The organism is Aquamicrobium sp. NLF2-7, assembly GCF_022359935.1.
Classification (GTDB): Bacteria; Pseudomonadota; Alphaproteobacteria; order Rhizobiales; family Rhizobiaceae; genus Mesorhizobium; species Mesorhizobium lusatiense.
Genome location: NZ_JAKSED010000009.1, coordinates 1 through 16,790, shown reverse-complemented (window position 1 = coordinate 16,790; position 16,790 = coordinate 1). Strand labels below are relative to the sequence as shown.

The window sequence follows — 16,790 nt, the reverse complement described above, 5'->3', positions numbered from 1 at the left end:
GGGGGGCTCGCCCGATGGTCAGTCCGCCGGGCCGGCCAGTTCGGCCAGCGGCAGCTCCGTGTCGTCCTTGACCGTTCTGGTGACGATGTAGGTGAAATAGCGGTCGATGCCGATTTCACGTTCGAGAAGCGAATCGATCAGCCGCTGATAGGCGTCGATATCGCGGGTCATCACCTTGAGCAGATAGTCCACGCCGCCGCCCACAGACCAGCAGGCAATGATTTCGGGCACGTCGCGCACCACCCGCTCAAAACGGTCGAAGTCGGCCTGGCGGTGGTTGGCGAGCGTTACTTCCACCAGAACGCTGGTGACGGGCATGATCGCCCGCACGGCGATGCGGGCATGATAACCGGTGACGATGCCGGCCTTTTCCAGCTTTGCCAGCCGCATCCAGCACGGTGTCGGCGACAGACCCACCCGCTCGGCAAGCTTCAGCTTGGTGATGCGCCCGTCGCGCTGGATCGCGTCGAGGATCTTCAGGTCTGTCGCATCGAGCTTGGTGGCGGCCATGGCAGTCCGGTTTCATGATGGGATTGCACCATGCAGGTGAATGATTTCGATTGTCAATTGAACTGATTTCGATCTCTAATGAAGTCATGACACAATGGCGACCCGACCCGGCGCTGATCCGCCGCCCTGCCTATCTTTCGCTGGCCGACCAGTTCGCCCGCGCCATCCATGATGGCCGGCTTGAAAACGGCGAGCGCCTGCCCACCCACAGGGCGCTGGCGGATGAGCTGGGGCTTTCGGTGCAGACGGTCAGCCGCGCCTATGAGGAGCTGATCCGGCGCGACCTCATCGTCGGCGAGATCGGGCGCGGCAGCTTCGTGCAGACCCAGCGCCGCGAACCCGATCCGCCCTATCTGCCGGAACGGCCCGGCGAGGTCATCGACCTGTCGATCCTCAAGCCGGTGTGCGAGCTGATGCATCTGGAGCGGCTGAAGCAGGGGCTGGCTTGGCTTGCGCAGGAACTGCCGGCCAGTTCGGCGCTGTCGTTCCGTCCCAACATGGTGTTTCCCCGTCATCGCGCCGTGGCCGTGGAATGGCTGCGGGCCTGCGGACTGGATGTCTCTGCGCAGAACATAACCCTGACCAATGGCGCGACCGGGGGCATGACTGTGGCGCTGATGAGCGTCGCTCCTCCGGGTTCCACCGTGGCCACCGAAGCGGTTGGCCATCACACGCTGGTGCCTCTGGCCCGTTATTGTGGCTTCAACCTTGAAGGTCTGCCGCTCGACGATGAAGGCATCGTGCCGGAGGCGCTCGATGCTGCCTGCCGCCAGAGCGACATAAGGGCCGTATTCGTGCAGCCTTCGGTCATCAATCCCACCGCCTCGCTGATGGGATCGGTGCGGCGCTCGCAGCTGGCCGAGGTTGCGCGCCGGCACGACATCGCCATCATCGAGAACGACATATTGGGCCCGCTGGTCGAGGACCGCGCGCCGCCTGTCGCCCATTTCGCGCCGGAGCGCACGCTCTACGTCACCTCATTCAGCAAGATCACGGTGCCGGGCCTGCGCATCGGCTATCTGGCCGTGCCGGATCGTTATGTCACGGCAGCGGCCAACCGGCATCTGGTCACGAACTGGATGGCCACGCCCATGGTCGCAGAGATCGCCAGCAAGTGGGTCAGCGACGGCACCGCCATGGAACTGGTGCGCTGGCAGCGGCAGGCGGTGCGTCGCCGGCTCGACATTGCAAGCGAGGTGCTGGACGGGGTAGCCTTCCGCGCCCATCGGGACGGTCTGCACATCTGGCTGCCACTCCCGGATGGCCGCGCCGAGCAGGATTTCGTCGCGCAGGCGCGTCTGCAAAGCGTGGCGATCGCGCCGGGTGCGTCCTTCCGGATCGCGGAAGAAGCACAGAACCCGGCCGTGCGCATTTCGCTGGGCTCGACGACCGAGAGCGAGTTGCGCGCCGGCCTCGGCGTTGTCAACCGATTGCTGCTGGCCGATCCGGAGCATCTGCTGCTGGCGATCTGAAGATTGCAACCCTGCGCTTCGGACCAGAATTCGATGAAACGACAAATATTGTCATGATATTATTTTGGCAATTGACATGATTTGAAGTCGTCCGCATCGTAAAGGCCAGAACGTCCTCTTGAGCGGGGAGAGACATTGGCCGAACCCATCGTCAGGATCGATTCGATCTCCAAAAGCTTCGGTGCTTTCAGGGTGCTCGACGGGCTTTCCATGCAGGTCATGCCCGGAGAGAAACTTGCACTGATCGGCCCATCGGGGTCCGGCAAGACGACGATCCTGCGCATTCTCATGACGCTGGAGCGCATCGACAGCGGCCACATCGAGGTCGAAGGCGAGCAGCTTTACCACATGCCGCGCGGGGACAGGCTTGTACCTGCCGATGAGCGGCATCTGGCAAGGATGCGCCAGAAGATCGGCATGGTCTTTCAGCTGTTCAACCTGTTTCCGCACAAATGCGTGCTCGACAATGTCACGCTGGCGCCGATGCTGACCAAGGGCGTGCCGAAAGCCGAGGCGCAGAAGCGCGCCATGGAACTGCTCGACATGGTGGGCATGGCCGACAAGGCCAAGGCGATGCCCGCGCAGCTTTCCGGCGGGCAGAAGCAGCGTGTGGCGATTGCCCGGGCGCTGGCCCTGTCCCCGAAGATCATGCTGTTCGACGAGGTCACCTCGGCGCTCGATCCCGAACTGGTCGAGGAGGTGCTGAACGTCATGCGCCGGCTGGCCGAGGAAACCGACATGACCATGCTTCTGGTCACGCACGAGATGGGCTTTGCCCATGACTTCGCCGACCGCGTGCTGTTCTTCGACCGAGGCCGCATCGTGGAGGAGGGCAAGCCGGAAGACATCTTCCGCAACCCGAAACAGGAACGCACGCAAAGTTTCCTGAAGAAGATCATCGCGGCCGGCCACCGGGTTTGACACCGGCTCTGACCGCGTGGCGCGGCTTGCCGTGCCGAATGCAGCAGAAACCGCAAGAGAAAACAGAAAAGGAACCGGGAACAATGAAAAAAATGGGAATTCTTGCAGGCGCCGCCGGGTTGGCTTTTGCTGCCTTTCTGGCCGCTTCTGCCACCGCAAAAGCCGATGACGCCAAACTGGAGCAGTTGAGGCAGCAGGGCTTTGCCCGTCTCGCCATCGCCAACGAACCGCCCTATACGGCCGTGGCTGCCGACGGCAAAGTGTCTGGCGCCGCTCCCGACGTGGCACGCGAAGTATTCAAGCGCCTCGGCGTCGATGACGTGGCCGCTTCGATCTCCGAATATGGGGCCATGATTCCGGGGCTTCAGGCCGGGCGGTTCGATGTCGTCACCGCCGGGCTGTTCATGAAGCCTGAACGCTGCGAGGCAGTCGCCTATTCCGAGCCGGTGTTGTGCGACGCCGAGGCGCTGCTGGTAAAAAAGGGCAACCCCAAGGGCTTCAAGAGCTATGAGGACATCGCCAAGGACACGACCGCGAAGATCGGCGCGCCGGGCGGCGGCACCGAGGAGAAGCTGGCGCTCAATGCCGGCGTGCCGCGTGACCGGGTGATCGTGGTGCCGGATGGCCAGAGCGGCCTCAAGATGGTGCAGGACGGCCGCATCGACGCCTATTCGCTGCCGGTTCTGTCTATCAACGATCTGGCCCAGAAGGCGAACGATCCAAACCTTGAAGTCATTGCTCCCGTCGAGGGTGCGCCGGTCTATTGCGACGGCGCCGCCTTCAACAAGAAGGACACCGCCCTGCGCGATGCCTTCGATGTCGAGCTGGCGAAACTCAAGGAGTCCGGCGAGTTCGCGAAGATTATCGAGCCGTACGGTTTCTCGGCGGCCGCCGCTATATCCACGACCCGCGAGAAGCAGTGCGCGGCGCAGTAAAAGCCGCTCGCTCATCCGCCTTTACCCGGCGGCTCTCCACGGTGGTCCTCTCCCCGCCGTGGAGGAAAGCTAAAGCCCGGCGCGGGCCTCTTCCCCTGTAACGGGACTGGGCGCGCCGGGGTGAAGACCGGGTGAGACATTCTTCGCAAACCGCATCCGAGCAAACCGAACTCGACAGGGTTTTATGATCGACTGGTCCGGATATGTCGGCCTGATGCTGCAAGGCGTTCTCGTCACCATCGAGCTGACGCTGATGGGATCGGCGCTGGCGCTTGTCATGGCTTTCGTGGCGGGCCTTGGCCGGCTGTCGCGCTTCTTCGCCGTCAGGGCGCTGGCCACTGCCTATATCGAATTCTTTCGCGGAACCTCGATCTTCGTGCAGCTGTTCTGGGCCTATTTCGTCCTGCCGCTGCTCGGCCTCGAACTCACCCCCCTGCAGGCGGGCGTGCTGGCACTCGGCCTCAATGTCGGCGCCTATGGCGCGGAGGTGGTGCGGGGCGCGGTGCAATCCATCGGCAAAGAGCAGTATGAGGCCTGCGTGGCGCTCAATCTCGGCCGCTGGCAGGCCATGCGCCATGTGATCCTGCCGCAGGCCTTCCTGCTCATGCTGCCGACCTTCGGCAACAATGCCATCGAGCTTCTGAAGGCGACGTCGATCGTGTCGCTGATCTCGCTGGCCGACCTCACCTTTCAGGCGCAGGTGGTGCGCGCCCAGACCGGCAACACGCTGGTGCCGTTCACCACCATCCTGATCGGTTATTTCGCGCTGGCGATGCTCATTTCCTGGGGCGTGCGCAGCCTGGAGCGGCGGCTGTCGCGCGGCATCGACGGGGTGCGTGTCTGATGGGATGGGCCTGATCATGGAATGGGACTGGGATTTCGTCCGGCAGATCATGCCCACCCTGCTCGAAGGGGTGAAGATCACCATTCTCGCCACCCTTCTCGGCTCGGTGCTGGCGGCTGTGGTGGGGCTGGTCATCGCGCTGCTGCGCCGTTCGCCGAACCGGCTTATATCGCGCCCGGTGGCTTTCATTGCCGAATTCATACGCGGCACGCCGCTTCTGGTGCAGCTCTATTTCATCTTCTACGTGCTGCCGGATTTCGGCATTCTCCTGCCGCCACTGCTGGCCGGTGTCATCGGGCTCGGCCTGCACTACGGCACCTATACGGCGGAGGTCTACCGCGCCGGCATCGACAATGTGCCGCGCGGCCAGTGGGAAGCGGCCAAGGCCTGCAATCTGGATGCCCGCCAGACATGGATGCACATCATCCTGCCGCAGGCGCTTCCGCCGATGATCCCGGCGCTCGCCAACTATTTCATCGCCATGTTCAAGGAAACGCCGCTGCTGTCGGCCATCACCGTTCTGGAACTGATGAACCAGGCCAAGAGCGTCGCCAACACCTACTACCGCTACATCGAACCGATGACGCTGGTGGGGGCCTTCTTCCTCATCATCAGCCTGTTCTCGGTGGTGCTGCTGCGCTGGCTGGAACGGCGCTACGGACGCGTGGAGAACTAGATAATGAACGCTTCGGTCGACATCCGCCTGCACGCGCCCCGTCCGCCGCTCGATGCACGCCCGCTGAAAAAGCGCGTCGGACTTGTCATTCTCGCCACCGACCACACCACGGAGCCGGATTTCCGGCGCATGGTGGCGAGCGAGCGCGTCGGCGTCTATGTGGCACGCATCGCCTATGCCAACCCGACCACGCCGGAAAACCTGCGCCGCATGCAGCCGGCGCTGACCGAGGGGGCATCGCTCATCCTGCCCGGCGAGCCGCTCGATGCCATCTGCTATTCCTGTACCTCCGCCTCCGTGGTGATCGGCGATGCGGAGATCGAGGCGGCAATCGGCACAGCCAAACCCGGCGTGCCGGTGGTGACGCCGACCATGGCCGCCATGCGCGGGCTGAAGGTGCTCGGCGCCCGCCGCATCAGCGTGCTGACCCCCTATGTGGTGGAAACCGGCCGGCCCATGGCCGACTATTTCCAGCGGCATGGGTTCGATCTGGCCAGCTTTACTTGTCTGGGATTCGATGACGACCGCGAGATGGCGCGTATCCGGCCATCGGCGCTGGTCGATCTGGCGCGCGAGGTGATGGCCGATGATGCCGAAGCCCTGTTCATCTCGTGCACCGCGCTGCGTTCGGCAGGCGTTGCAGCCGAAATCGAAGCGGCCATCGGCCGACCGGTGGTGACCTCCAATCAGGCGACGGCATGGAACTGCCTGCGCCTGTGCGGCGATGCCGGGCCGCGCCCGCACTGGGGCCGCCTGATGACCCTGCCGCTGGCCCGTGAATGATCGCCATGCAGACAGTCCCTCTCCATGACATCGAAGCCGCGCGCCAACGCATCGCCGCCCGCATCGTGGCGACGCCGACAGTGTTCTCCGTATCACTGAGCGAACGGTTCGGTTTGCCGGTGCATCTCAAGCTGGAACAGCGCCAGACCACCGGCAGCTTCAAGCTGCGTGGCGCGTCCAACGCGGTTGCCTCATTGAACGCCGCAGACAAGGCGCGGGGCGTTGTGGCCGCATCCACCGGCAATCATGGAAGGGCGCTGGCCCATGCGGCGCGGCTGGAAGGCGTGCGCGCCGTGATCTGCATGTCGAAACTGGTGCCGGCCAACAAGGTGGAGGAAATCCGCCGCCTCGGCGCTGAAATCTGCATTGTCGGCACCAGTCAGGATGATGCGCAGGTCGAGGCGGAGCGGCTTGTGGCTGACGAAGGACTGGTGATGGTTCCGCCTTTCGATGATCCCGCAATCATCGCGGGGCAGGGCACGCTCGGGTTGGAGATCGTGGAGGCGGTGCCGGATGTGGCGACGGTTCTCGTGCAGCTTTCCGGCGGCGGGCTGGCATCCGGCGTGGCGGCGGCGGTGAAGGGCATGAAGCCTTCAGCGAAAGTCATCGGCATCTCGATGGAGCGCGGGGCGGCGATGAAAGCCAGCCTCGCTGCCGGCCGCCCGGTGCAGGTGGAGGAACTGCCGACGCTGGCGGATTCGCTCGGCGGCGGCATCGGCCTCGACAACCGGCTGACCTTCTCCATGTGCCGCGATCTGCTCGACGATGTGGTGCTGCTGTCGGAGGAAGAGATCGCCGCCGGCATCGTCCATGCCTATCGGCAGGAACGCGAGATCGTGGAAGGAGCGGGTGCCGTCGGCATCGCGGCACTTCTGGCCGGCAAGGTGGAGCCGGCCGGCCCCACTATCCTCATCCTGTCCGGTCGCAACATCGATATGGGGCTGCACCGCGACATCGTATGCGGGATGGCGAAAGGGGAGCATGCGGCATGAGGTCGATGACCATTCTCACCGAAGCCGAGTTGCGGCGGATCGTGAAGCTCGATCCGGATGCCGTGGCCTGCGTGGAAAACGCATTTCGCGCGCTGGCGACACAGAAGGTGGCGATGCCCCCGATCCTGCGCCTCGACATTCCCGAGCACCGCGGCGAGGTCGACGTCAAGACTGCCTATGTGCCCGGCATCGATGGCTTCGCCATCAAGATCAGTCCCGGCTTCTTCGACAATCCGAAGCTTGGCCTGCCCAGCACCAACGGGCTGATGGTGCTGCTTTCCGCCACGACTGGGCTCACCGAAGCGCTGCTGCTCGACAATGGCTATCTCACCGATGTGCGCACCGCCGCCGCGGGGGCGGTGGCGGCGAAATATCTGGCGCGCGCCGATACCTCCGTCGCCGCCATTTTCGGCGCCGGCATGCAGGCGAAGATGCAGCTCGAAGCGCTGATGCTGGTGCGGCCGATCACGAAAGCCCGCATCTGGGCGCGTGATCCGGACAAGGCGGATCGTGTGGCCGGTGAGTTGCGCGATCAACTCGGCATCGAGGTGCGCGCCGAGCCGGACGCCGCAAAGGCTGCGACCGGGGCCGATGTGATCGTGACCACGACACCCGCGACGGAACCGCTCATTCATGCCGGCTTCGTTTCCGCCGGTCAGCACATCACCGCCATGGGGTCGGACGCCGAACACAAGAACGAGATCGGGCCTGCGATCATCCGCATGGCCGATCTCTATGTGGCCGACAGCGCCGCTCAGACGCGCCGGCTGGGCGAGTTGCACCACGCCATCGATGCGGGGCTGGTGGCGGCCGATGCCGAAGTGGCGGAACTCGGCCAGATCATAGCGGGCGCGCGGCCTGGCCGCCGTGCCGCCTCCGACATCACGCTGGCCGATCTGACCGGCACCGGCGTGCAGGACACGGCCATCGCCACGCTGGCGCGGGACCGGGCGCGCAACGCCGGGGCAGGAACCATTCTGGAAAGCTGAAGCCGGCCGCAAGGCCTTTTACGAGGAACATCGAGAATGCAGCCGAACCTGAAATTCAGCCGGGAGGAATATGCCAGCCGTCTGGAAAAGACGCGCCGGGCCATGGAGGCGAAAGGCATCGATCTCCTGATCTGCTCCGACCCGTCCAACATGGCCTGGCTGACGGGCTATGACGGCTGGTCGTTCTACGTCCATCAGGCCGTGGTCGTGCCGCCGGAAGGCGAACCGGTCTGGTTCGGGCGCGGGCAGGATGCCAACGGGGCGAGGCGAACCGCCTATCTGAAGCCGGAAAACATCATCGGCTACCCCGATCACTATGTGCAGTCCACCGAGCGTCATCCGATGGATTATCTGGCGGGTATCCTGAACGACAAGGGCTGGGGCGGCACACGCATCGGCGTGGAGATGGACAATTACTGGTTCTCGGCCAAAGCCTTCGCGTCCCTCCAACAGCACCTGCCCAATGCCCGTTTCAGCGACGCCACCGCGCTGGTGAACTGGCAGCGCGCGGTGAAGAGCCCGGCCGAGATTGGCTATATGCGCAACGCCGCCCGCATCGTCGAGGCCATGCATCAGCGCATCTTCGACACGATCGAGGTCGGCATGCGCAAATGCGATCTGGTCGCCGAAATCTACGATGCCGGCACGCGCGGCGTGGACGGTCCCGATGGCCGTATCGGCGGCGATTATCCGGCCATCGTGCCGCTCCTGCCGTCCGGGGCGGACGCGTCGGCGCCGCACCTGACATGGGATGACAAGCCGATGAAGGCGGGCGAGGGCACCTTCTTCGAGATTGCCGGCTGCTATCATCGCTATCACTGCCCGCTGTCGCGCACGGTCTTCCTTGGGCGTCCGACACAGGCCTTCCTCGATGCGGAGAAGGCGACGCTGGAGGGCATGGAGGCGGGGCTGGCGGCGGCAAAGCCCGGCAATGCCTGCGAGGACATCGCCAACGCCTTCTTCGCCGTCCTGAAGAAATACGGCATCGTCAAGGACAACCGCACCGGCTATCCGATCGGGCTTTCCTATCCGCCGGACTGGGGCGAGCGCACTATGAGCCTGCGTCCCGGCGACCGCACCGAGCTGAAGCCCGGCATGACCTTCCATTTCATGACCGGCCTGTGGCTGGAGGACATGGGGCTGGAGATCACCGAATCCATCCTCATCACCGAGACCGGCGTCGAATGCCTCGCCAATGTGCCGCGCCGGCTGGTGGTGAAGGACTAGGACATGCTCAAGCCTTCTCCCGTCGCCCCGACCGTCGATTTCGACCGCAACGGGGTGCAGCATGGTTTCCTGCGGCTGCCCTACAGCCGTGACGATTCCGCATGGGGCTCGGTAATGATCCCCGTCTGCGTCGTGCGCAATGGCAATGGCCCGACGGCGCTGCTGACCGGAGCCAATCATGGCGATGAATATGAAGGGCCGCTGGCGCTTTACGAACTGGCGCGCACGCTCGATCCCGACGCCGTTTCAGGCACCGTCATCATCGTGCCGGCCATGAATTATCCGGCCTTTCGCGCCGGCACGCGCACCTCGCCCATCGACAGGGGCAACATGAACCGCTCCTTCCCCGGCAGGCCGGACGGCACGGTGACGGAGAAGATCGCGGACTACTTTCAGCGCGAGCTGCTGCCGCGCGCCGATCTGGTCTTCGATTTCCATTCGGGCGGGCGCACGCTCGATTTCCTGCCCTATTGCGCGGCCCATATCCTGCCCGACAAGGCGCAGGAGGCGAAGGCGTTCGCGGCGGTCGAAGCCTTTGCCGCTCCCTATTCGATGAAGATGCTGGAGATCGATGCGGTGGGCATGTACGACACGGCCGCGGAAGACATGGGCAAGGTCTTCGTCACCACAGAGCTGGGCGGCGGCGGCACAGCGCGCGCCGAAACCGTGCGCATCGCGCGCCGTGGCATCGCCAATGTGCTGCGCCATGCCGGCATCGTGGAGGGTGCGACAGCGAAAAGCGAAACCAGATGGCTCGACATGCCCTCCGACGACTGTTTCATTTTCGCCGAGGATGACGGCCTGTTCGAGACCATGGTGGACCTTGGCGAGGACGTGCGCGAGGGCATGATCATCGCCCGCATCCACCCCATTGGCCGCACCGGTCTTGCGCCACAGGAGATCCGGGCGAAGATGTCCGGCATCCTCGTCGCCCGGCATTTCCCGGGCCTGATCAAGGCCGGCGACTGCATGAGCGTACTGGCACAATGACGGTGCTTCCGGCGCTTTTCTTACGCCGGTGAAGTTTTCTCTTCACCATCGAGCCAAAGGCGCAAACGGCAACCAGCCGAGCGGGATCCGGTAGACCGGTTGCAAGCAAGCGGGGCCGGTCCTGCACGTCTTGCCTGTCGGCACTCAAAACGTTGCAACGAACACCGGCGCGCGCCGTGCGATCTTTGGCGGAGATTTGTTTCCCCTGATTATTCGCACTCCTTATCGCCGGTTGCGAACAGGAAGCCGTGAAGCGGGCATGGCGGCACGCTCTGGTGCGTGATGTTTACGCTGCAAGTGCGCGACCGGTCTGCGTATCGAAGCAGCGCAGATGGGAGGTGTTGAAGGCGAGGCCGATACGCTCGCCTTTTCCTGCCGAAATCTGCGCCGGTCCGATAACGCAAACCTTACGCCCGCTGGCAAGCGTGCAGGTCAGGACGGTTTCCGCGCCGGTGTGCTCGACCAGCGCAACGGTAGCGGTGAAGGCGCTGTCGTCGGCCGGCACGATCGTCAGGTCATGTGGGCGCACGCCGATGGTGATTTGCGACGGAGCCGTGGCGGGCAGCGTCGCTCCAATCGAAACGACGCCATCCTCGCCGAGATCGATGCCGGATTCGCGGCGCGTTCCGGGCAAAAGGTTCATTTCCGGGCTGCCGAGGAAGGTCGCGACGAAAAGATTGGCCGGGTTCGAGTACAGATCCAGCGGGCGGCCGGCCTGCTCGATCCTGCCGTCGCGCATCACCACGATCTTGTCGGCCATGGTCATGGCTTCGATCTGGTCGTGCGTGACATAGATGGTGGTCGCCTTCAGCCTGTCGTGCAGGCCCCGGATTTCGGCGCGCATCTGCACGCGCAGCTTGGCGTCGAGATTGGACAGCGGTTCATCGAAGAGGAACACCGCCGGATCGCGCACGATGGCACGGCCCATCGCGACGCGCTGACGCTGGCCGCCGGAAAGCTGGCGTGGCAGCCTGTCGAGCAGCGGATCGAGGCCGAGGATCGCCGATGCCCTGGCGATCTGCTGGTCGATGGTGGCCTTGTCAGCCTTTGCCAGCCTCAGCGAGAACGCCATGTTCTCGCGCACGTTCATATGAGGATAAAGTGCGTAGTTCTGGAACACCATCGCGATGTTGCGCTCGCGCGGCGACAGTTCGTTGACGCGCCGGCCGGCGATCTTCAGTTCGCCGGCGCTGATGTCTTCGAGCCCGGCGATCATCCGCAGCAGCGTGGACTTGCCGCAGCCCGACGGCCCGACCAGAACGACGAATTCACCATCCTCGATCTCAAGGTCGAGACCGGGAATGATCTCCACCGGGCCATAACGTTTCCTGATGCCCGAAAGCCTGACCTCGGTCATGCAGTTCTCTCCGTTTCGTTCGTGATGGTGCGGTGCGCGGTCAGGGTGGTTGCCGCGTCTTCGCGCATGATCGCGGCCGCGCGCTCGCCGATCATGATGGCAGCGGCGTTGGTGTTACCAGAGACGAGGCGCGGCATGATCGAGCAGTCGGCGATGCGCAGCCCTGCCAGCCCGTGAACCGTCAACCGGGCATCGACGACGTCGCCGCGCCCGGGGGCCGGGCCCATGCGGCAGGTGCTGCTGGGATGATAGATCGAACTGCCGGTGGCGCGAATATAGCCGAGGATTTCGTCGTCGCTGTTCACCTCCCTGCCGGGCTTGTGCTCGCCGGCCACGATCTCTGCCAGAGCAGGCGCGGCGGCGATGCGGCGGGCGAAGCGGAATCCCTCGATCATCGTCTGCCTGTCGAGATCCGTCGCCAGATAGTTCGGACGGATTTCCGGTTGAACGGATGGATCGGGCGACGTGATGAAGATCGTCCCCTCGCTCTGCGGCCGAAGCTGGCACGCCGATATCGTCGCGCCGGGGAAGGGGTGCAGGCCGCCATCATAGCTGTCGAGACTGAGCGGCTGGAAATGGAATTGCACGTCAGGCCGGCCGCTGGCAAGCGGCGTGCAGCCGAAGCCGCCGGCCAGCGACGCGCCGAAGCTCAGGACGCCCTTGCGGCGGAACACGTAGTTCATGCCTATGAGGAGCTTGCGCCATGGGCCGCGGGTCAGATCGTTGAGGCTGAGCGGCTGGCTGAGTTTCAGCATCAGCCGCGATTGCAGATGATCCTGAAGATGCCGTCCAACTCCCGGCAGCGCATGGAGGGGCCTGACGCCTGCTGCCGCCAGTTGCGCAGGATCTCCGATGCCCGACAGCTGCAGGATCTGCGTCGAACCGATGGCGCCGGCTGTCAGCACGATTTCCCGGTTGCAGCGAAAATGGAGCCGGTCGCTGCCCCGCCGGCAATGGATGCCGTGCACCTGATTGCCGTCAAGTTCGAGGCGCTCGACCGAAATGTCCGTGAGGACGCGCAAATTCGGGCGGCGCATCGCCGGGCCGAGGAAGGCGCGCGCGCTGGAGGAGCGCCGGCCCCTGCGCGTGGTCAGCTGGAAGCGGCCCACGCCTTCCTGCGACGCCCCGTTGAAATCGGGATTGCGGGGAAGACCTGCCTGCACACCCGCCTCCACGAAGCGCGCCACAAGTTCGAGATCGACGGGCGGATCTTCCACGCCAAGGGTGCCCTGAGCGCCGTGAAATTCGCTCTCGCCACGTCCCTGCGCCTCGACGGCCTTGAAGGCCGGAAGCACGTCCGCCCAGCTCCAGCCGGGATTGCCGCGCTGCGCCCAGTCGTTGAAATCGTCCGCCTGTCCGCGAATATAGATCAGCCCGTTGATGGCGCTCGAACCGCCGAGCACCCGGCCGCGCGGCCAAGCGATGCGGCGGCCGTTGAGGGCAGGTTCCGGCTCCGTCTCGTAGCGCCAGTCGAAGCGCTGATTGTTGATCGTCCTGAAGAAGCCGGACGGAATGTGCAGCCACGGGTTGCGGTCCGCCGGTCCCGCCTCGACCAGCAGCACGGAAAGCCGCGGATCCTCGCTGAGCCGGGCGGCCAGCACGCAACCGGCGGAGCCGCCGCCGACCACGACGTAGTCGTATGTCTCTGGTTCTTTCATGCGTGTCATGATCCGTGCCGCGCGGCTCATCCTTTCACCGCGCCCGCCGTCAGCCCGGAGATCAGGTAGCGGCGCGCCAGCGTGACCAGCAACACCACCGGCACGAGCTGCAGGGTTACGCCGGCAAAAAGGACGCCCCATTCGGTGCCGTCCACCGCGCCCATCAGTTCGCTCAGGATCAGCGGTGCTGTCTTGGCCCGGTTGGTGGTGAAGATCATGGCGAAGAGATATTCGTTCCATGCGAAGACGAAGACGAAGATCGAGCCGGCGGCCATGCCTTGCAACGTCAGCCGGGCCAGGATCTTCGAGACGAGCTGCCACTCCGATGCGCCGTCGACATAGGCGGCCTCGTCGAGTTCATAGGGGATCTGGTCGAAGAAGTTCTTCATGATCATGGTGTTGAGCGACACCCAGAAGGTTGCGTAGAGCAGGATCAGCAACAGATGCGTATCGCCGAGCCCGAGCCGGTTCGCGACCGGGAACAGCGGCAGCGTGACGACGATCGGCGGCAGGACGCGCACCGCGATCATGTAGACCGCGCTCCACGCGGTGAAGCGGTTGCGGTAACGCGAATAGGCATAGCCGCCGAAGAAACTGACGAGGCCGGCAAGCACGGTCGCGCCGATCGCCACGATGAGGCTGTTGCCCATGGAAGTGAAGAAGTCCTGCCACTGGCTTACGAGCTTGATGTAGTTGTCGAAGGTAGGGGCAAAGACGACACGCGGCGGATAGACGAAGATGTCGACCTGCCGCTTGAATGACGACGAGACGATGAACAGGATCGGCGCCACCGACCAGATCAGGATGAAGACCAGCAGCAGTCCGCGTGCAAGGCGTTCGAGCGGGGAAAAGGCGTCGTTCATCATTCTCCCCCTTTCATGCTGCGCTGCATGGCGAACAGGAACACCGACGCAAGCAGCAGCGAGCCCAGCACCATCAGCCAGCCTGTCGCTGCGGCCATGCCGAAATCGCCGTAGCGGAAGCCGTGCTGGTAGAGATAGACCGCAAGCACCTCAGACAGGCGCGCTGGCCCGCCCTTGGTCAGGAGCCAGACCTCGGAGAACATGCGGAAGGCGAAGATCAGCCGGAATATCAGCGTGATCAGAAGCGTCGGGATGAGAAGCGGCAGGGTGATGCGCAGGAAACGCTGCCAGCGTGATGCGCCGTCGATGCGCGCTGCCTCGTAGAGCGAGCCGTCGATGGCGAGCAGCCCGGCATAGATCATCAGGAAGGTGAAGGGCAGGTGCGTCCATATGTTGATGACGCCGACCAGCACGAGGCCGGTGGTGGGAGACGCGCTCCAGTTGACGCGGCCAAGGCCCATCTCCTCGATGGTGCGGGCGATCGCGCCGATATTCGGGTCCATCATCATCTTCCAGACAAGAACCGCCACGACCTCGGAGATCGCATAGGGCATCAGGATGCAGGCGAACATCAGCCCGCGAAACGGCACGCCGGACATGAACAGCGCGGCGAGCGCCAGTCCGAACAGCAGCTCGACATAGACGACGCCGTTGACGACCAGAAAGGTGTTGAGTGCTGCCCGCCAGAAATAGGGATCGTCGAAGACGGCCCGGTAGTTTTCCAGACCCACCCATGTGAGGCCGGTGCCATAGCTGGATTCGTTCAGGCTCAGCCAGAAGACATAAAGGGACGGCACCGTCAGCATGGTCAGCAGCAAAAGGTGCAGGGGAGAAAGGTAGAGCCAGGTGGTCAGGCGAAGCCGACTGCGCATGTCATTTCCAGTTCGTCGTTTTTCGGACGGGCGGACTTCGTTTGCTCTCAAAGGCCGACAAGCAGATATTGCGGCTCGCAATAATCGAGGATGCCGGCATGCCCGCCCTCACGTCCGAGGCCGGACTGCTTGACGCCACCGATAGGAGCCATTTCCAGCCCGAGATGGATGGCGTTGATGCCGACCATGCCCAGATCGAGAGATTCGGCGGTTTTCAGTACGGTTGAAATGTCGCGTCCGAAAACATAGCCGGCAAGCCCGTATTGCGAGGCATTCACCGATCCCCTGACGTCGTCCACCTCGGTGAACTTCGTCAGCGCCGCGACGGGGCCGAACGTTTCCTCGCAGGATACGAGCATGTCCGGGCCGACATTTTCCAGAACCGTCGCCTCATACCATGTACGCCCGGCGGCGGCCCGCCGACCACCGCGCGTGAGTTTCGCACCCCGGGCGACGGCGTCGGCGACATGGCGCTCGACCTTGGCGAGCGCCGGCTCGTCGATCAGCGGCGCGAGCGTGCTCGCCGCATCGCGACCGTCGCCGGGAACAAGGCGGTCAACCTCGCGAAGAAAGCGGGTGAGGAAGTCGTCGTAGACGGCTTCATGGACGAAGAAGCGGTTGGGACACACGCAGGTCTGCCCGGCGTTGCGGAACTTTGCGGCAACCGCCAGCGTGGCGGCCTTGTCGAGATCCGCGTCGGGCAGGACGATGAACGGCGCGTGGCCGCCCAGTTCCAGACCCAGTTTCTTGATGGTGGACGCGCACTGGCCATAGAGGAGCCTCCCGGTTGCGGTCGAGCCGGTGAAGCTGAGGAAGGCGACGCGGGGATCCTGCGTGAGCACCGGGCCGATCGTTGCCGCATCTCCCGTGACGACATGGAGAACGCCGTCCGGCACGCCGGCCATGCGGCACAACGCTGCGAGGCCAAGCGCGCTGAGCGGCGTCTGCGGCGCGGGTTTCAGCACCACTGTGCAGCCGGCCGCAAGGGCGGGGGCCAGCTTCCGTGCCACCATGGAGATGGGAAAATTCCAGGGCGTGATCGCCGCCACCACGCCGACAGGCTTGTGCATCACAAGGATGCGGCTGTCGGTGCGTGGCGAGGCGATGATCTCGCCGTTCACCCGGCGCGCCTCTTCGGCAAAGAAGTCGAAATAGCCGGCCGCCGAGGCGACCTCGGCGCGCGCTTCTGCAAGCGGCTTGCCCTGTTCCGCCGTCAGCAGCGTGGCCAGATCTTCGGAGTTCTCTGAAATGAGCCCTGCCAGCCGGCGCAGGATCGCGCCCGCGCGCCTGTGGGCGCCTGACCGGACCAGTCCGCAAACGCTGCATGGGCGCGCTGCAACGGCCTCCCCTGCATCCTGTGCCGAACACATGCGCACATAGCCGACGGTCTTTGCCATTGGCCGGATCGTCAACCGGCGCGCCATCCCGCCATCTCCCTGCGCGCTGCCGCGCCGGCAAGGGTGAGCTTGCCCCACTCCATCCCGCTCCTCCTCTGCATATTTCCAACGTGCATATTGCATCATGGATCCAATATTGCAATAAACCACTTTCGAAAACACGAGACAGGGAGATCGATTGTGAACAGTCAGGATTACGACGTGGTCGTACTGGGAGGTGCAGTGCGGGCATCGCGGCGGCGGTCGCTGCGGCAGAAACGGGCGCTTCGCACCGCTCTGGTGGAGGCAGGTCCGATGCTGGGTG

At 64.3% G+C, this 16,790-nt stretch carries 16 protein-coding genes; 10 read left to right on the top strand and 6 right to left on the bottom strand.

Annotated features, from left to right (window positions below):
• Positions 1-18 precede the first annotated feature (18 nt).
• Complete coding sequence (locus tag MIC97_RS24355; RefSeq protein WP_239802470.1) at positions 19-510, bottom strand: Lrp/AsnC family transcriptional regulator; 492 nt, start codon at positions 508-510, stop codon at positions 19-21.
• Positions 511-596: 86 nt separating this feature from the next.
• Between MIC97_RS24355 and MIC97_RS24350 the strand changes: the two genes are divergently transcribed.
• The 10 genes from MIC97_RS24350 to doeB all read left to right on the top strand — a co-directional run bounded on the left by MIC97_RS24350 (position 597) and on the right by doeB (position 10,339).
• Entirely contained in the window at positions 597-1,982 is a 1,386-nt protein-coding gene (locus MIC97_RS24350; RefSeq protein ID WP_239802469.1) for a PLP-dependent aminotransferase family protein, read from the top strand.
• 135 nt (positions 1,983-2,117) lie between these two features.
• Entirely contained in the window at positions 2,118-2,903 is a 786-nt protein-coding gene (ehuA, locus tag MIC97_RS24345; protein ID WP_239802468.1) for an ectoine/hydroxyectoine ABC transporter ATP-binding protein EhuA, read from the top strand.
• An 83-nt stretch (positions 2,904-2,986) separates the two neighbouring features.
• Positions 2,987-3,838 (top strand): ectoine/hydroxyectoine ABC transporter substrate-binding protein EhuB, encoded by an 852-nt coding sequence (gene ehuB, locus MIC97_RS24340; protein ID WP_239802467.1) that lies wholly within the window; start codon positions 2,987-2,989, stop codon positions 3,836-3,838.
• Between the two features lie 184 nt (positions 3,839-4,022).
• The gene (ehuC, locus tag MIC97_RS24335) at positions 4,023-4,682 is read left to right on the top strand and encodes an ectoine/hydroxyectoine ABC transporter permease subunit EhuC (RefSeq protein WP_239802466.1); all 660 of its coding nucleotides are present in this window, start codon (positions 4,023-4,025) and stop codon (positions 4,680-4,682) included.
• A 16-nt stretch (positions 4,683-4,698) separates the two neighbouring features.
• On the top strand, positions 4,699-5,358 hold the full coding sequence (gene ehuD, locus MIC97_RS24330; RefSeq protein WP_239802485.1) for an ectoine/hydroxyectoine ABC transporter permease subunit EhuD: 660 nt from the start codon (positions 4,699-4,701) through the stop codon (positions 5,356-5,358).
• 3 nt (positions 5,359-5,361) lie between these two features.
• Positions 5,362-6,141 carry an ectoine utilization protein EutA gene (gene eutA, locus MIC97_RS24325; RefSeq protein ID WP_239802465.1) on the top strand — a complete coding sequence of 260 codons (780 nt, stop codon included), beginning with the start codon at positions 5,362-5,364 and terminating at the stop codon, positions 6,139-6,141.
• A 5-nt stretch (positions 6,142-6,146) separates the two neighbouring features.
• Positions 6,147-7,133 (top strand): hydroxyectoine utilization dehydratase EutB, encoded by a 987-nt coding sequence (gene eutB, locus MIC97_RS24320; RefSeq protein WP_239802464.1) that lies wholly within the window; start codon positions 6,147-6,149, stop codon positions 7,131-7,133.
• Entirely contained in the window at positions 7,130-8,122 is a 993-nt protein-coding gene (eutC, locus tag MIC97_RS24315) for an ectoine utilization protein EutC (protein WP_239802463.1), read from the top strand. Before eutB ends, eutC begins: the two co-directional genes overlap by 4 nt.
• Before the next feature lie 36 nt (positions 8,123-8,158).
• Positions 8,159-9,349, top strand: a complete 1,191-nt coding sequence (gene doeA, locus MIC97_RS24310) for an ectoine hydrolase DoeA (RefSeq protein ID WP_239802462.1) — start codon at positions 8,159-8,161, stop codon at positions 9,347-9,349.
• 3 nt (positions 9,350-9,352) lie between these two features.
• The gene (gene doeB / locus MIC97_RS24305) at positions 9,353-10,339 is read left to right on the top strand and encodes a N(2)-acetyl-L-2,4-diaminobutanoate deacetylase DoeB (protein WP_239802461.1); all 987 of its coding nucleotides are present in this window, start codon (positions 9,353-9,355) and stop codon (positions 10,337-10,339) included.
• 286 nt (positions 10,340-10,625) lie between these two features.
• On the opposite strand, the gene ugpC is transcribed toward doeB, so the two are convergent.
• Genes ugpC through MIC97_RS24280 form a run of 5 tightly spaced genes read right to left on the bottom strand, consistent with a single transcriptional unit; the run spans position 10,626 to position 16,513 of the window.
• The gene (gene ugpC, locus MIC97_RS24300; RefSeq protein ID WP_239802460.1) at positions 10,626-11,696 is read right to left on the bottom strand and encodes a sn-glycerol-3-phosphate ABC transporter ATP-binding protein UgpC; all 1,071 of its coding nucleotides are present in this window, start codon (positions 11,694-11,696) and stop codon (positions 10,626-10,628) included.
• Positions 11,693-13,354, bottom strand: coding sequence for a GMC family oxidoreductase N-terminal domain-containing protein (locus tag MIC97_RS24295; RefSeq protein ID WP_345773581.1), 1,662 nt, complete (start codon positions 13,352-13,354; stop codon positions 11,693-11,695). The genes ugpC and MIC97_RS24295 overlap by 4 nt, the downstream gene beginning before the upstream one ends.
• Before the next feature lie 26 nt (positions 13,355-13,380).
• Positions 13,381-14,220: a carbohydrate ABC transporter permease gene (locus MIC97_RS24290; RefSeq protein ID WP_239802458.1), complete on the bottom strand. Its 840-nt coding sequence runs from the start codon at positions 14,218-14,220 to the stop codon at positions 13,381-13,383.
• Positions 14,217-15,089 (bottom strand): sugar ABC transporter permease, encoded by an 873-nt coding sequence (locus MIC97_RS24285; protein WP_239802457.1) that lies wholly within the window; start codon positions 15,087-15,089, stop codon positions 14,217-14,219. Before MIC97_RS24285 ends, MIC97_RS24290 begins: the two co-directional genes overlap by 4 nt.
• 47 nt (positions 15,090-15,136) lie before the next feature.
• Positions 15,137-16,513 (bottom strand): NAD-dependent succinate-semialdehyde dehydrogenase, encoded by a 1,377-nt coding sequence (locus tag MIC97_RS24280; RefSeq protein ID WP_239802456.1) that lies wholly within the window; start codon positions 16,511-16,513, stop codon positions 15,137-15,139.
• Between the last annotated feature and the right edge of the window lie 277 nt (positions 16,514-16,790).

Coding starts and splice junctions, on each gene's coding strand:
- ehuD (WP_239802485.1), top strand. CDS start 4,699: ATGGAATGGGACTGGGATTTCGTCCGGCAGATCATGCCCACCCTGCTC.
- ehuB (WP_239802467.1), top strand. CDS start 2,987: ATGAAAAAAATGGGAATTCTTGCAGGCGCCGCCGGGTTGGCTTTTGCT.
- MIC97_RS24285 (WP_239802457.1), bottom strand. CDS start 15,089: ATGCGCAGTCGGCTTCGCCTGACCACCTGGCTCTACCTTTCTCCCCTG.
- MIC97_RS24295 (WP_345773581.1), bottom strand. CDS start 13,354: ATGAAAGAACCAGAGACATACGACTACGTCGTGGTCGGCGGCGGCTCC.
- MIC97_RS24350 (WP_239802469.1), top strand. CDS start 597: ATGACACAATGGCGACCCGACCCGGCGCTGATCCGCCGCCCTGCCTAT.
- eutB (WP_239802464.1), top strand. CDS start 6,147: ATGCAGACAGTCCCTCTCCATGACATCGAAGCCGCGCGCCAACGCATC.
- eutC (WP_239802463.1), top strand. CDS start 7,130: ATGAGGTCGATGACCATTCTCACCGAAGCCGAGTTGCGGCGGATCGTG.
- ehuC (WP_239802466.1), top strand. CDS start 4,023: ATGATCGACTGGTCCGGATATGTCGGCCTGATGCTGCAAGGCGTTCTC.
- MIC97_RS24290 (WP_239802458.1), bottom strand. CDS start 14,220: ATGATGAACGACGCCTTTTCCCCGCTCGAACGCCTTGCACGCGGACTG.
- eutA (WP_239802465.1), top strand. CDS start 5,362: ATGAACGCTTCGGTCGACATCCGCCTGCACGCGCCCCGTCCGCCGCTC.
- ugpC (WP_239802460.1), bottom strand. CDS start 11,696: ATGACCGAGGTCAGGCTTTCGGGCATCAGGAAACGTTATGGCCCGGTG.
- MIC97_RS24280 (WP_239802456.1), bottom strand. CDS start 16,513: ATGGCGCGCCGGTTGACGATCCGGCCAATGGCAAAGACCGTCGGCTAT.
- doeB (WP_239802461.1), top strand. CDS start 9,353: ATGCTCAAGCCTTCTCCCGTCGCCCCGACCGTCGATTTCGACCGCAAC.
- MIC97_RS24355 (WP_239802470.1), bottom strand. CDS start 510: ATGGCCGCCACCAAGCTCGATGCGACAGACCTGAAGATCCTCGACGCG.
- doeA (WP_239802462.1), top strand. CDS start 8,159: ATGCAGCCGAACCTGAAATTCAGCCGGGAGGAATATGCCAGCCGTCTG.